Source organism: Pseudomonas bubulae, from assembly GCF_900618535.1.
GTDB lineage: Bacteria > Pseudomonadota > Gammaproteobacteria > Pseudomonadales > Pseudomonadaceae > Aquipseudomonas > Aquipseudomonas bubulae.
The window spans coordinates 221,555-235,672 of record NZ_UYJA01000002.1; the positions used below are offsets into that span (position 1 = coordinate 221,555).

Below are 14,118 nucleotides of genomic sequence, written 5' to 3' on the forward strand. Positions count from 1 at the left end.
CAGACGTGTGCAGGTTGTCACTAAATCTATCAATGGAAGAAAGTAAATATGACTATCTCAGTAACTTACAACTCTCTGTACGGCGATATTTCGGTTAAGGATGTGTTAAGCGAATGGTCGACCGGTTTCCGCACTGCCGATCATGGCACAGTGAATACCGGTGGTTTCAACACCGGTGGTCGTGCAATGACAGGCGAGCAGTATGCAACTCAGGGTGCCAATGGTTCGAAATACGCCTTTGTGGCTGAGAGCAATACGGATAATGGTTTGAACTACGTGTTTAACCCGAAACTGTCTGCGGGCGACAACATGAACCACTACCTGTGGGGCAACCTGGATAACGTGCAGTTGGGTGAAGTGCTTGGCGGTGGTAAGGGCAGCGACTTTACCTTGGGCGACTACACCGCCTCCTTCAACGGCCTCGACCTGTCTGCCGCCAGCGATGCCGGCCGTGCGGGCAACGCTGTTCAGGACGTGATCTACGGCCTGATGAAAGGCGACGTATCGGGTCTGGAAGGCGTGCTCAACAACCTGCTGAGCGGGTTCGGCCTGAGCACCGATTCAACCTTCGACCAACTGGCGGCAGCTGGCCTGGCTCACGCCGATGCACCACTGGCGGCTGATATCAGCCTGGTGGGCGTGCTGGATGTGGCTCAGGACTGGGCACTGGCGGCGTAACTCCCGCCCACCTCAGTGAACTCCAATCCTGTGGGAGCCGGGCTTGCCCGCGATGGCATCGGCATGGTCTGGCAGTCAGACCGCGCCGCTTGCATCGCAGGCAAGCCAGCTCCCACAGGGTTTTCGGCCCATATCCTCGGAACCTTTCCATGACCCGGCCCAAAGCCAACGAGATGCTGGCTGCCTTGACGGCCTACAAACGTGCTTTTTTCAATATCGGCCTGTTCTCGGCCGTGATCAATTTACTGATGCTGGCCCCGGCCCTGTACATGCTGCAGGTATATGACCGGGTGCTGGCATCGGGCAATCAAATGACCCTGTTGATGCTGACGCTGATGATCCTCGGCCTGTTTGGCCTGATGGGGGCGTTGGAGTGGGTGCGTAGCCAGGTGGTGATCCGCCTCGGCACGCAGATGGACATGCGCTTGAATCAGCGCGTCTACGACGCCGCTTTCGAGGCGCAATTGCGCACCGGCAGTCCGGCAGCAGCGCAGGCGTTGAATGACCTCACCAGCCTGCGCCAGTTCGCGACGGGCAATGCGCTGTTCGCGTTTTTCGACGCGCCGTGGTTTCCGGTGTATCTGTTTGTGATCTTTATGTTCAGCCCCTGGCTGGGGCTGTTGGCCTTGGGCGGCGCGGTACTGTTGATGATTCTGGCGTGGGTCAATCAGCGCGTTTCCCAAGCGCCGCTCAAGGCCGCCAGCGAGTTGTCGGTGCAGGCCACCCAGCAGGCCAGCGCGCATCTGCGCAATGCCGAGGCCATTGAAGCCATGGGCATGCTCGACACCTTGCGCGGGCGTTGGCTGGCGCAGCACACGGCCTTTTTGGCGCAGCAGAATCTGGCCAGCGAAAAAACCGCCACCGTCAGCGCCTGGTCCAAGGGCGTGCGTCTGGCCCTGCAATCCCTGGTGCTTGGCCTCGGTGCCTTGCTGGCGGTGCAGGGGCAGATCACGGCCGGGATGATGATTGCCGGCTCCATTCTGATGGGCCGGGTGTTGAGCCCCATCGATCAGTTGATCGGCGTGTGGAAACAGTGGAGTTCGGCGCGGCTGGCCTATCAGCGTCTCGAAGCCTTGCTGCACAGCTATCCGGCTCGGGCGCAACGCATGGCTTTGCCCGCGCCACGGGGCGAGCTGGCGGTGGAGCAATTGAGCGCCAGTGCGCCCGGCACCCGTCGCGCCACCCTGGCCAACCTGAGTTTTACCCTGCCGGCCGGGCAGGTGCTGGGGGTGATCGGGCCTTCTGGTTGCGGCAAGTCAACCCTGGCCCGGCTGCTGATCGGCGTATGGCAGCCGCTGGCGGGCAAGGTGCGGCTGGACGGTGCCGAGCTGTCGCAGTGGGACAAACACCAGCTTGGCCCGCACTTGGGTTATTTGCCCCAGGACATTCAGCTGTTTGCCGGCACCATCGCGCAAAACATCGCACGCTTTGCCGAGGTGGATGCCGACAAGGTACTGGCCGCCGCGCAACTGGCGGGTGTGCATCAGCTGATTCTGCAATTGCCCGACGGTTATGAAACGCGCCTGGGCGAGGGTGGCGCTGGTTTGTCCGGCGGGCAGAAGCAGCGCATCGGCCTGGCCCGCGCGCTGTACGGTCTGCCTGCGGTGATCGTGCTCGACGAACCCAACTCCAACCTCGATGAAGCCGGGGAGCAGGCCTTGTTGCAGGCCATTACCCAGCTCAAACAGCACAAGCGAACCCTGATTTTGATCACCCACAAACCCAATGTGCTGACCCTCACCGACCAACTGTTGATCCTGCGCGAAGGCCAGCTACAAGCCTTTGGCCCCACGGCCAAGGTGCTCGGCGCGCCCGCTGCAGCTAAACCTGCGGCGCCCAAGCCGGCGATGAACGTGAGCTACCGGCTCGGTACGGCAGAGGCGAACAAGGCATGACGCAGTTAAATGCCAAGGCCGTTGGCGACAGCAATGTGCTGCAACTGGATGACACCCGATATGCGCGCCTGGGCTGGTTGTTGATGCTCGGCGGCTTTCTCGGATTTCTCGGCTGGGCCGCATTGGCACCGCTGGATAAGGGCGTTGCGGTGTCGGGCAAGGTGATGGTTTCGGGCCATCGCAAAGTGGTGCAACACCCCAGCGGCGGGATTGTTGAGCGCATCGATGTGCGCGACGGCGACAAGGTGGTCGCAGGCCAGGTACTGATTCGCTTGAAGGAAACCCCGCTGCTGGGTCAGGCCCAATCCTTGCGCAGCCAGTTTTATGGCTCGCTGGCCAGTGAAGCGCGGCTTAATGCCGAGCGCGACGGTGTGGCCAGTGTGAGCTTTCCCACCGAGTTGACGGCATTGGCGAGCGAGCCGGAGGTGGCGTCCAATCTGGCTTTGCAACGGCAATTGTTCGATAGCCGGCGTCAGGCATTGCTGCTGGATCAGCAGGGTATCGATGAAAGCATCGCGGGCGCCGAGGCGCAGTTGCGTGGGGTACGTGACTCCCAGGCCAGCAAGGTGCTGCAGCGCACGGCCCTGGCCGAGCAGTTACAAGGTTTGCGTGAGCTGGCCCGTGAAGGCTATATCCCGCGCAATCGCCTGTTGGACAGCGAGCGGGTGTACGCCCAGGTGCTGGGTTCGATCAGTGAAGACTACGGTCGCATCGGCCAATTACAGCGACAAGTGCTGGAGATGCGTCTGAAAATTCGGCAACTGGCCGAGGAGTATCAAAAGGAAGTGCGTACGCAACTGGCCGATACCCGGGTTCGCACTGAAGACCTGCGCAATCGGCTGGCGTCGGCCGAGTTTGAGTTGGCCAACAGTCAGTTGCGCGCGCCGGTGGCCGGGATTGTGGTGGGCCTGGATGTGTTTACCGAAGGTGGGGTGATCAAGCCCGGTCAGGCGCTGATGGAAATCGTGCCCCAGGGCGAGCCCCTGCTGGTCGAGGCCCGGGTGCCGGTCGAGCTGGCCGACAAGGTGCACGCCGGGTTGCCGGTGGAGCTGATGTTTTCGGCCTTTAGCCAGAGCACCACGCCGCGGGTGGCGGGGGAAGTGATGCTGGTGTCGGCGGATCGCCAGGTCGATGAACGCACGGACGAGCCGTATTACACACTGCGTGCCCAGGTCACTGAAGCAGGCATGGCCCAGTTGGCAGGGTTGCAGATTCGCCCGGGCATGCCGGTTGAGGCATTTGTGCGCACGGGCGAGCGCTCGATGCTCAATTACCTGTTCAAACCGCTGCTCGACCGTACTCACATGGCATTGGTGGAAGAATGACCGTGCGCCAGTTTGTATGTGGATTATTGATGGTGTGCACGGGGCCGGTGCAGGCATTGGGGTTGCTGGACGCCTACGATCTGGCCGTGCGCAATGACCCGACCTTCCAGGCCGCCATCGAAGAGCGTGCCGCCGGTGAGGAGAACCGCGCCCTTGGCCGCTCCGCGTTGCTGCCGACCCTGTCGTGGAACTACAACAACTCACGCAACGAGTCTGAAGTCACCCAGGCCAGCACCCGGACCGATCGCGACTACCGCAGTTATGCGGCAACCTTGACCTTGCAGCAACCACTGCTGGACTACGAAGCCTACGCACGATTCCGCCAGGGCGCGGCGCAGGCGTTGTTTTCTGATGAACGCTTTCGCAGCAAAAGCCAGTATCTGGCGGTGCGGCTGCTTAATGCCTATAGCCAGGCCTTGCTGGCACAGGAGCGCATTGAACTGAGCCGTGCGCAAAAGCGTGCTTTTGCCGAGCGTTTGCAGCTTAACCAGCGATTGCTCAAGGGCGGCGAGGGCACCCGCACAGATGTGCTGGAAACCCAGGCGCGCCTGAGCATGGCGGTGGCCGAAGAAATCGAGGCGCAAGACAATCAGGACGCAGCCCTGCGGGAGCTGGAGGCGATGCTTGGCGAGCCGTTGCAGATCGGGCAACTGGCCCCGCTGGCGGCGCACTTTGCGATTGCGCCGCTGGAGCCGCAGCGCTTTGAAAGCTGGCGCGAGCTGGCCCTGGCCAATAACCCGGAACTGGCCTCGCAGCAGCATGCGCTGACCTCGGCCGAGTACGAGGTGGAGCGCAAGCGCGCCGGGCATCTGCCCAAACTCAGCTTGTATGCCAGCAGCCGTCAGACCAGTTCTGACTCCGAAAGTACCTATAACCAGAAATACGACACCAACAGTGTCGGCATTCAGCTCACCGTGCCGTTGTTTGCGGGGGGATCGGTGTCGGCATCGACCCGCCAGGCCGCGCGGCAATTGTCCCAGGCCCAGTATGAACTGGACGCGCAAACAGCCAGCACGCTGGTGGACCTGCGCAAGCAGTACAACCTCAATAGCAGTGCTGCGGCCAAGGTGCGGGCCTATGAAATGGCGGTGGAGTCCGCCGGTGCCCTGGTGCAGGCGACGCAGAAAAGCGTGAGTGGCGGCGAGCGGGTCAATCTGGATGTGCTGGATGCCGAGCAGCAGTTGTTCAGTGCCAAGCGGGATCTGGCCGAGGCACGCTATGCGTATTTATTGGCACGGGTACAGCTCAGGTATTACGCGGGGGTATTAAACGAGGGGGATTTGCGGCAGGTGGCGGGGTATTTTCGGGCCCATTAAACATGGCCATATTGCGGCCTTACCATCGCGGGCAAGCCCGCCCCCACAGGTATTGCGCTGATCCTGTGGGAGCGGGCTTGCTCGCGATTCGGTCGACACGGTGTATCAGAACCTGTGTTTACCGACGAACCAGCAACACACCCGATTCCATATGGTGCGTCCACGGAAACTGGTCAAATACCGCGCAGCGCTGGATACGGTGAGTATCGTGCAGTTGGGCGATATTCTCGGCCAATGTCGCCGGGTTGCACGAGATATACAGGATGTTGTCGAAACGGCGGGTCAGCTCACAGGTGTCCGGGTCCATGCCCGCGCGAGGCGGGTCGACGAAGACGCTGCCGAACTCGTAGCTTTTCAGGTCGATGCCCTGCAAGCGACGGAACGGACGTACTTCGTTCAGGGCTTCGGTCAGCTCTTCGGCCGACAAGCGTACCAGCGTGACGTTATCCACAGCGTTGTCGCGCAGGTTGTTCAGCGCGGCGTATACCGACGTCTTGCTGATTTCGGTGGCAAGTACCTTACGCACACGGGTAGCCAGCGGCAGGGTGAAGTTGCCGTTGCCGCAATACAGCTCCAGCAGATCATCCGAACGCTCGCCCAGTGCGTCGTATGCCCAATTGAGCATCTTCTGGTTGACCGTACCGTTTGGCTGGGTGAACGCGCCTTCAGGCTGTTGATACGTGAAGGTGCGGCCTGCCACTTCCAGCTTCTCGACTACATGATCGCGGCCAATCACAACACGTTTGCCCTTGGAGCGACCGATCACGCTGATATCCAGGTCTTTGGCCAACTGCTCGGCGGCGGTTTGCCAGTGCTCGTCCAGCGGGCGGTGATAGCACAAGGTGACCATTGCATCGCCTGCCAGGGTGGTCTGGAACTCCACCTGGAACAACTTGTGGCTCAGGGCCGAACTGGCTTGCCAGGCAGCCTTGAGCTGGGGCATCAGTTGGTTGATGCGCAGGCTGGCGATCGGGAAGTCTTCGATCAGAATCGGTGTGCGCTTGTCGTCCTGGGCAAACATGGCGTAGTGACGCTCACCACCCTCGCGCCACAGACGGAACTCGGCCCGCAGGCGAAAGTGCTTGAGCGGCGAGTCGAACACCTGCGGCTCAGGCGCATCGAAGGGCGCCAGCAGCTCACGCAGACGGTTGGCCTTGGCTTCAAGCTCAACGGCGTAGGTAGCAGAATCAAACGGCAAGGCACTCATGCGTTAAACCAACCCAGCTTGACCACAAACAGAACCGACAAAATGATCAGCGGTGCATTCAACTCGCGGGCGCGGCCCGACAGCAGCTTGATCACGGTCCAGGAAATAAAGCCGAAGGCGATGCCGTTGGCGATGGAGTAGGTGAACGGCATGGCCAGGGCGGTGATTACCACCGGGGCGGCGACAGTTACGTCGTCCCATTCGATTTCTGCCAGGCCGCTCATCATCAGTACGGCCACGAACATCAGCGCAGGCGCGGTGGCGAAAGCTGGAACGCTGGCCGCCAATGGCGAGAAGAACAGCGCCAGCAGGAACATGATGCCAACCACAATGGCGGTCAGGCCGGTACGGCCACCGGCGCTCACGCCCGCTGCCGACTCGATGTAGCTGGTGGTGGTCGAAGTGCCCAGCAGCGAACCGGCCATGGCCGCGGTGCTGTCGGCGATCAGGGCGCGGCCCATTTTCGGCATGTGGCCGTCCTTGCCCATCAGCCCGGCGCGCTTGGCAACGCCGATCAGGGTGCCGGAGTTGTCGAACAGGTCAACAAACAGGAAGGCAAAGATCACGCTGATCAGGCCGATATCCAGCGCGCCTTTGATATCCAGCTGCAGGAAGGTCGGAGCCAGGGAGGGCGGCATCGACACGACACCACCGAAATCGGTCACGCCCATGGCAATCGAGGCAATGGTCACGGCCAGGATGCCAATCAGCACCGCCCCGCGCACTTTCATCGCTTCAAGGGCCACGATCAGGGCAAAGCCCAGGGAGGCGAGGATCACTTTTGGCTGAGCCAGATCGCCCATACCTACCAGGGTAGCCTTGTTGGCAACCACGATACCGGCGTTGCCCAGGGCGATCAGCGCCAGGAACAGGCCGATACCGGCGGCAATGGCCGAGCGCAGCGGTAGCGGGATGCTGTTGATGATCCATTCGCGGATGCGAAAGATCGACAGCAGGAAGAACAGCACTGCCGAGATAAACACTGCGCCCAGCGCGACCTGCCAGGTATGGCCAAGGTGCAGCACCACGGTGTAGGTGAAAAAGGCGTTCAGGCCCATGCCCGGTGCCAGTGCAATCGGGTAGTTGGCGATAATGCCCATGGTGGCTGAACCGATGGCGGCCGCCAGACAGGTGGCAACAAACACGGCGCCCTTGTCCATGCCCGTTTCACCGAGGATGCTCGGGTTTACGAACAGGATATAGGCCATCGCCAGGAAGGTGGTGATACCCGCAAGTATCTCGGTACGCACATTGGTGTTGTGTGCTTTGAGTTGAAACAGCCTTTCCAGCATGCCAGTCCCCGTGGCGCCAAATGCGCCGTGATTAAATCGTTTTCAACAGCAAAGCACAGACGCGGACCGCCTGAAGATTTTCTGTCTGTCGGAAAAAGCCGCGCATCATACCAGCAGCTCGTGGATATGGCTGCTTTGGTTACCTTGCGAGGCCATGTTTTATAACCTTGATGTGGCAGGCATACTGCGTGCCAGTTTTCGGAGGGACCCATGAAGCACTTCATCAAACCTGTTTCAGCCTGTTTTGGCCTCTTTATAAGTGCCGCTGTCAGCGCTGCGCCTGCCATGCCTTTGAGCACTGTCGAGATCCTCAAGGTAGCGTCTGTTTCCTGTGCGGTGGAGGATGTGTCCGATGGTCGCGAGCAGACCCGCTGCGACCATAACGGCCCCCATATCAAGGTCTATGTGCTGGAACGCGGTTACGGCGGCCAGCCGAATGTGACTCTGGACGGCCAGGAAGTGGATGGCGTACGGGCGCCGGTATGCAATCAGGGCGAGGGGCTGGTGGCCTGTAACGGTTCAGGCACCACCGTGGGGCACTTGTACACCTTTGATCTGGGTAACAAGAACGGTGGCTGGTTCGAGTTCAGTAACAGTTCGCTGGTACCGCCGCACAATCGGCTGGGTGTGAAGCTATATATAAGGTAGCAGCGGCTGCAGAAAACCTCCGCCGTGGGAGCGAGCCTGCTCGCGAACGCTTTTCGCGAGCAGGCTCGCTCCCACGGAAGGGCTTGATCGGGAACAGAATATCTAGAGGGTATTGCGCTCTTCCACCATCCGGTCCCGATTGGCCAGCCCCGGGAACAGTTTTATCCACAGCCCGGTAACAATCAGCGTACCGACGCCGCCCAGCACGACAGCAGGCACTGTGCCCAGCCAGTGAGCCGTGGCCCCGGATTCAAACTCCCCCAACTGGTTGGACGCGCCGATAAACAGACCGTTAACCGCGCTCACCCGGCCACGCATCTCGTCCGGGGTCTCCAGTTGCACAAACGAGGCGCGAATCACCATGCTGATCATGTCCGCCGCGCCGAGTACCACCAGTACCGCCAATGAAAACCAGAACGAGGTCGACAGGCCGAAGGCAATGGTGGCAACGCCGAAGACCCCCACAGCGGTGAACATCACGCGCCCCACCTTGCGCTCCACCGGGAATCTGGCCAACCACAATGACATCAGCAAGGCGCCGATCGCCGGTGCCGAACGCAACATGCCCAGACCCCAGGGGCCGGTCAGCAGAATATCCTTGGCAAACACCGGCAGCAGCGCCGTGGCCCCGCCCAGCAGCACGGCAAACAGGTCCAGGGAGATAGCGCCCAGCACGTCCGGGCGACTGCGAATAAAACGTATGCCCGCCAGCAATGAGTCCAGCGTGGCCTTGGCCTTGTTCAACGGCAACTGACGGGCTGGCAGGTTGCTCATCAGCAGTGCCGCAATCAGGTACAGCGCCACGCTCGGGCCATACACCCACACGCTGCCAAAGGCATACAACAGGCCGCCAAACGCCGGTGCGACGATGGTTGCCGATTGTTGTGCCGCTTGTGCCGCCGCCACGGCCCGGGGAAACAGCTCAACTGGCACGATGGAAGGCAGCAGCGCCTGGGTGGCAGGCATTTCGAAGGAGCGGGCCGCGCCGAGCAAAAACGCGAGGATAAAGATCATTTCCCGGGTGATATGGTCGCTGGCACTGCTAATGGCCAGTGTCAGGGCAATCATCGCCTGCAGTGACTGGCACACGGCGGCCACCCTGCGGCGGTCATAGCGGTCGGCCACATGCCCGGTGTGCAGCATGAACAGCAGGCGTGGAGCGAACTCGATCAAGCCCACCCAACCCAGGTCCATCACGTTGCCGGTGAGCTGATAGAGTTTCCAGCCGATGGCCACTGTCAGCATCTGAAATGCACTGGCGGTGAAGATGCGAGCAAACCAGAAGGCCACAAAGGGTCGGTGATGGCGTAGCAGAAGGGGCTGGCTGGTCATGTGGGAGGATCGTGCTGAAGGGTTGGGGGAGGCCGAGATTATCACTGTTTTGTAACAAATAATGACTCAAAACATCATGATCTCCGGGAGCCTGATAAGGGATTTCTGCGATTCCCTGCACTTCTTGCAACGGTCTATATCAAGGGCTGAGGCATCGTGTCACGCGACAACAAACCACATTAGCCGTGTGTCAGGAATGGACTACTCTTTCCACCATGCTTGATCCAGATCAAAACCTCTCCGGTTTTGTCTGAGTGGCCAGTCGGCCAGATCCCTTTTTGTTGTGGTTAAAAAGCGAGCAGCGATTCGCAGCGGCCATGGCTTGCGGGGAAGTTGGATCCGGGCGCGACGCTCGGGTCCTCAACGACCTGATACCTGATAGAGGAAGACTTATGTTCGGTTTGGAGGCTCTCGATCTCGCCCGAATTCAGTTCGCGTTTACCGTGTCGTTCCACATTCTTTTTCCCGCCATTACCATCGGTCTCGCCAGTTATCTCATGGTGCTCGAAGGCATGTGGCTGAAAACCCGTGACGACACCTACCGCGACCTGTACCACTTTTGGTCGAAGATATTCGCCGTCAACTTTGGGATGGGCGTGGTGTCGGGCCTGGTCATGGCCTATCAGTTCGGTACCAACTGGTCGAGGTTCTCGGACTTCGCCGGTGCTGTTACCGGGCCGCTACTGACCTATGAAGTACTCACCGCATTCTTCCTTGAAGCAGGTTTTCTGGGGGTCATGCTGTTTGGCTGGAACCGCGTCGGTCGCGGGATGCACTTTTTCTCGACCGTCATGGTGGCCATCGGCACACTGATCTCGACCTTCTGGATCCTGGCCTCCAACAGCTGGATGCAGACCCCGCAAGGTTTTGAAATCATCGATGGCCGAGTCATTCCGGTGGACTGGCTGGCGGTGATTTTCAACCCGTCGTTCCCTTACCGTCTGGCGCACATGGCCACGGCCGCCTTTGTTGCCACGGCATTTTTCGTCGGTGCCTCGGCCGCCTGGCACCTGTTGCGCGGTCGCAATACACCGGCCATTCGTCGCATGTTCTCGATGGCGATGTGGATGGCCCTGGTGGTTGCGCCGGTGCAGGCCTTTATTGGTGACGCCCACGGCCTGAATACCCTTGAGTATCAGCCGGTGAAAATCGCCGCGATCGAAGGTCACTGGGAAAACAAGCCGGGTGAACCGACGCCGCTGATTCTGTTCGGCATTCCCAACATGAAAACCGAGACCACGGACTACAAGATCGAGGTGCCATACCTGGGCAGCCTGATCCTGACCCATAGTCTGGACAAGCAGATCCCGGCCATGAAGGACTATCCGGCAGCGGATCGTCCGAACTCGACCATCGTGTTCTTCACCTTCCGCATCATGGTTGCGCTGGGCATGTTGATGATCTTTATCGGCCTGTGGAGCGTGTGGCTGCGTAAACGCGGCACCCTCTACGAGAACCGCTGGTTCTTGCGCCTGGTGCTGTGGATGGGGCCATCGGGCCTGATCGCGATCCTCGCGGGCTGGTTTACTACCGAGATTGGTCGTCAACCGTGGGTGGTCTACGGGCTGATGCGCACGGCTGATGCTTCGTCCAACCACAGCGTCACGCAAATGAGCATCACGCTGGTCATGTTTGTCGTGGTGTATTTCTCGCTGTTCGGTGTAGGTCTGGGCTACATGATGCGTCTGGTACGCAAGGGTCCGATCACCCACGAAGGCGATGACGAAACCCACGGTGGCCCAGGCCAGCAACGCACGCCTGCCCGTCCTCTGTCTGCAGCCCATGAGGGTACAGATGAAGGCCACAGCGACAGCCTGACGAAGGGGAATTGAGTCATGGGTATTGATCTGCCACTTATCTGGGCAATCATCATCATCTTCGGGATCATGATGTATGTGGTCATGGATGGTTTCGATCTGGGGATCGGCATCCTCTTTCCCTTTATCAAGGGCGAGAAAGATCGCGATGTGATGATGAACACGGTCGCCCCTGTCTGGGACGGTAACGAAACCTGGCTGGTACTGGGCGGCGCGGCGCTGTTCGGTGCCTTCCCGCTGGCCTACTCGGTCGTGTTGTCGGCGTTGTACCTGCCACTGATCCTGATGCTGATGGGCCTGATCTTCCGCGGCGTGGCCTTTGAGTTCCGCTTCAAGGCACGCCCGGAAAAACGCCATATCTGGGACAAGTCCTTTATCGGCGGTTCGCTGGTGGCGACGTTCTTTCAGGGCGTGGCATTGGGGGCCTTTATTGATGGCCTGCCGGTAGTCAACCGCCAGTACGCCGGTGGCGGGCTGGACTGGCTGTCACCGTTCACGGTGTTCTGCGGTATTGCCCTGATCGTGGCGTACGCCCTGCTGGGTTGCACCTGGCTGATCATGAAGACCGAAGGCGAACTGCAAGAGCGCATGCACAAACTGGGTCGCCCGCTGGCACTGGCCGTACTGGTGCTGATGGGCATTGTCAGCCTGTGGACGCCGCTGGCCCACACAGACATCGCGGCCCGCTGGTTTACCCTGCCTAACCTGTTCTGGTTCCTGCCGGTGCCGATCCTGGTGCTGGTGACCATGTACGGTCTGCTCAAAGCAATCGCGCGCAAGGCCCACTACACGCCGTTCCTGCTGACCCTGGTGCTGATATTCCTGGGTTACAGCGGCCTGGGCATCAGCCTGTGGCCGAATATCATTCCGCCTTCGATCTCGATCTGGGACGCGGCGGCACCGCCGCAAAGCCAGGGCTTCATGCTGGTGGGCACCCTGTTTATCATCCCGTTCATTCTGGGCTACACCTTCTGGAGCTACTACGTGTTCCGCGGCAAGGTGACCCACGAAGACGGTTATCACTAGTAGCAAGTGCCGCTGTGGCCTGAGGGCCACAGCCTTTTCCCCAAGAGGAGGCCCCACATGGCTGGCAAGGATTATCTACACGACGTGCAAGAATGCGAAAAGAAGCCTTTATGGCAACGCATAGGCTGGCTGCTGGTGATCTGGACCGGCAGTGTGGCCACCCTGGCAGTATTTGCCTGGCTGATCCGCATGTTCATGACGGCGGCAGGCATGAAAAGCCACTGACTTCCCATCCCGTTGCCTTGCGGCTACGGTTTTATGACCCGCTTCGGCGGGTTTTTTTTTGTACTGTCTTCTGTGGGAGCGAGCCTGCTCGCGATACAGGCGCTGCGCGCTTGTCGGTTCAATCGAGTCGGCGCTTTCGCGGGCACGCCCGCTCCCACAAGGGGCTTGCAAGGATCAGGTTTACTTGCGCGCCTTGAGGATCACGAACTTGGGCGTGGCGGCCACTTGCTCGACACCACGAAACAGCTTGGCCAGCTTGTTGTGATAGCCCAGGTGGCGATTGCCGACGATATACAGCGCCCCGCCCACCACCAGCGCTTCACGCGCCTGCTGGAACATGCGCCAGGCCAGAAAATCCCCCACCACCTGTTGCTGGTGAAACGGCGGGTTGCACAGCACCACGTCCAGTGAGTCCGGTGCCTGGCTCGCCAGCCCGTCATCGGCCCGCACTGTCACTTCGCGATCACCCAGGGCCGCTTGCCAGTTTTCCCGGGCGGACTGCACGGCCATAAACGACTCGTCGACCAGCGTGTACTGCGCCTGCGGGTTGGCCAGTGCGCTGGCAATGGCGAGCACGCCGTTGCCGCAGCCCAGGTCGGCAACCCGGGCCGAGCCCAGGTTTTTCGGCAGGTGGGGCAGGAACGCCCGGGTACCGATATCCAGGTCTTCGCGGCAGAACACGTTGGCATGGTTGAGCAGCTCGATGGCCGGCTTGTCCAGTCGATAGCGGGTAGGGTAGGGCGAGGTAAATGGTCCCAGGCCCTGTGCTGTGGCGATCAGCAGCCGGGCCTTCTTGACCGCCAGCGAGGCATGCATCGGGCCGATATAACGCTCCAGCAAATCGCCAGCAGCCCGCGGCAGGTGCTTGACCATCGCGCCCGCGATCACTTGGGCACCCGGTGCCAGCTGACCTTGCAGGCGGATCAGTTGTTCTTCAAGCAAGGCCAGGGTCTTCGGCACGCGTACCAGCACGCAGTCGAATGGCCCTGCCAGTGGTTCACTGGCCGGAATGATCGAGACCGCATCGTAGGCATGGCCGTTGCGCACCAGGTTTTTTTCCAGCGCTTGCATGGCCAGGAAGGAGTCACTGCTGCTGGTGACCTGCATTGTGCCCACCAGGCTGATCGCCAGGGCCCCAAAGCTGTCATTGAGCACCAGCACCCGGCTGTTTGCGGGCAGCGCCTGTTCGGCCAAGTGATTAAGCAAATACTCATCCGCCGCATCAAAGGCCTGCAAGGGCTCGTTCTGCTGCTCGGGTTGGCGGATCAGGCGAAGTTGGGCGAAAGGGCTTTCTAGCACGGGCATTTATACAAACTCTGAGGAATCAACTGTTGCATGGCCTGCCCCTGAGGGCGTC

12 protein-coding genes are annotated in these 14,118 nt (G+C 60.5%); 8 read left to right on the forward strand and 4 right to left on the reverse strand.

Annotation, left to right across the window (positions count from 1 at the left end; genetic code table 11):
- Positions 1-48: 48 nt before the first annotated feature.
- The 4 genes from PPTH39_RS07675 to PPTH39_RS07690 all read left to right on the forward strand — a co-directional run bounded on the left by PPTH39_RS07675 (position 49) and on the right by PPTH39_RS07690 (position 5,214).
- Complete coding sequence (locus PPTH39_RS07675; protein WP_095018395.1) at positions 49-678, forward strand: heme acquisition protein HasA; 630 nt, start codon at positions 49-51, stop codon at positions 676-678.
- Positions 679-827: 149 nt separating this feature from the next.
- The gene (locus tag PPTH39_RS07680) at positions 828-2,573 is read left to right on the forward strand and encodes a type I secretion system permease/ATPase (protein ID WP_095023432.1); all 1,746 of its coding nucleotides are present in this window, start codon (positions 828-830) and stop codon (positions 2,571-2,573) included.
- A complete protein-coding gene (locus PPTH39_RS07685; protein WP_130871832.1) occupies positions 2,570-3,898 on the forward strand; it encodes an HlyD family type I secretion periplasmic adaptor subunit in 1,329 nt (442 codons plus the stop codon). Before PPTH39_RS07680 ends, PPTH39_RS07685 begins: the two co-directional genes overlap by 4 nt.
- Complete coding sequence (locus tag PPTH39_RS07690) at positions 3,895-5,214, forward strand: TolC family outer membrane protein (protein ID WP_232527621.1); 1,320 nt, start codon at positions 3,895-3,897, stop codon at positions 5,212-5,214. The genes PPTH39_RS07685 and PPTH39_RS07690 overlap by 4 nt, the downstream gene beginning before the upstream one ends.
- A gap of 118 nt (positions 5,215-5,332) precedes the next feature.
- Here the strand turns inward: PPTH39_RS07690 and trmA are convergent, their stop codons facing one another.
- Positions 5,333-6,421 (reverse strand): tRNA (uridine(54)-C5)-methyltransferase TrmA, encoded by a 1,089-nt coding sequence (gene trmA, locus PPTH39_RS07695; RefSeq protein ID WP_095018391.1) that lies wholly within the window; start codon positions 6,419-6,421, stop codon positions 5,333-5,335.
- Complete coding sequence (locus PPTH39_RS07700) at positions 6,418-7,713, reverse strand: NCS2 family permease (protein WP_094999374.1); 1,296 nt, start codon at positions 7,711-7,713, stop codon at positions 6,418-6,420. The genes trmA and PPTH39_RS07700 overlap by 4 nt, the downstream gene beginning before the upstream one ends.
- A gap of 210 nt (positions 7,714-7,923) precedes the next feature.
- On the opposite strand from PPTH39_RS07700, the gene PPTH39_RS07705 reads away from it, so the two are divergent.
- Positions 7,924-8,361 (forward strand): DUF4879 domain-containing protein, encoded by a 438-nt coding sequence (locus tag PPTH39_RS07705; protein ID WP_094999373.1) that lies wholly within the window; start codon positions 7,924-7,926, stop codon positions 8,359-8,361.
- 102 nt (positions 8,362-8,463) lie between these two features.
- On the opposite strand, the gene PPTH39_RS07710 is transcribed toward PPTH39_RS07705, so the two are convergent.
- Entirely contained in the window at positions 8,464-9,693 is a 1,230-nt protein-coding gene (locus PPTH39_RS07710; RefSeq protein ID WP_130871833.1) for an MFS transporter, read from the reverse strand.
- Positions 9,694-10,085: 392 nt separating this feature from the next.
- Between PPTH39_RS07710 and PPTH39_RS07715 the strand changes: the two genes are divergently transcribed.
- From PPTH39_RS07715 to PPTH39_RS07725, 3 genes are read left to right on the forward strand one after another with little or no spacing between them, the layout of a single operon-like run.
- Positions 10,086-11,525, forward strand: a complete 1,440-nt coding sequence (locus PPTH39_RS07715) for a cytochrome ubiquinol oxidase subunit I (RefSeq protein ID WP_094999371.1) — start codon at positions 10,086-10,088, stop codon at positions 11,523-11,525.
- A gap of 3 nt (positions 11,526-11,528) precedes the next feature.
- Entirely contained in the window at positions 11,529-12,536 is a 1,008-nt protein-coding gene (gene cydB, locus PPTH39_RS07720) for a cytochrome d ubiquinol oxidase subunit II (RefSeq protein WP_095018389.1), read from the forward strand.
- A gap of 57 nt (positions 12,537-12,593) precedes the next feature.
- Complete coding sequence (locus PPTH39_RS07725; protein WP_016779358.1) at positions 12,594-12,761, forward strand: DUF2474 domain-containing protein; 168 nt, start codon at positions 12,594-12,596, stop codon at positions 12,759-12,761.
- A gap of 180 nt (positions 12,762-12,941) precedes the next feature.
- On the opposite strand, the gene PPTH39_RS07730 is transcribed toward PPTH39_RS07725, so the two are convergent.
- On the reverse strand, positions 12,942-14,066 hold the full coding sequence (locus tag PPTH39_RS07730) for a methyltransferase (protein ID WP_130871834.1): 1,125 nt from the start codon (positions 14,064-14,066) through the stop codon (positions 12,942-12,944).
- Between the last annotated feature and the right edge of the window lie 52 nt (positions 14,067-14,118).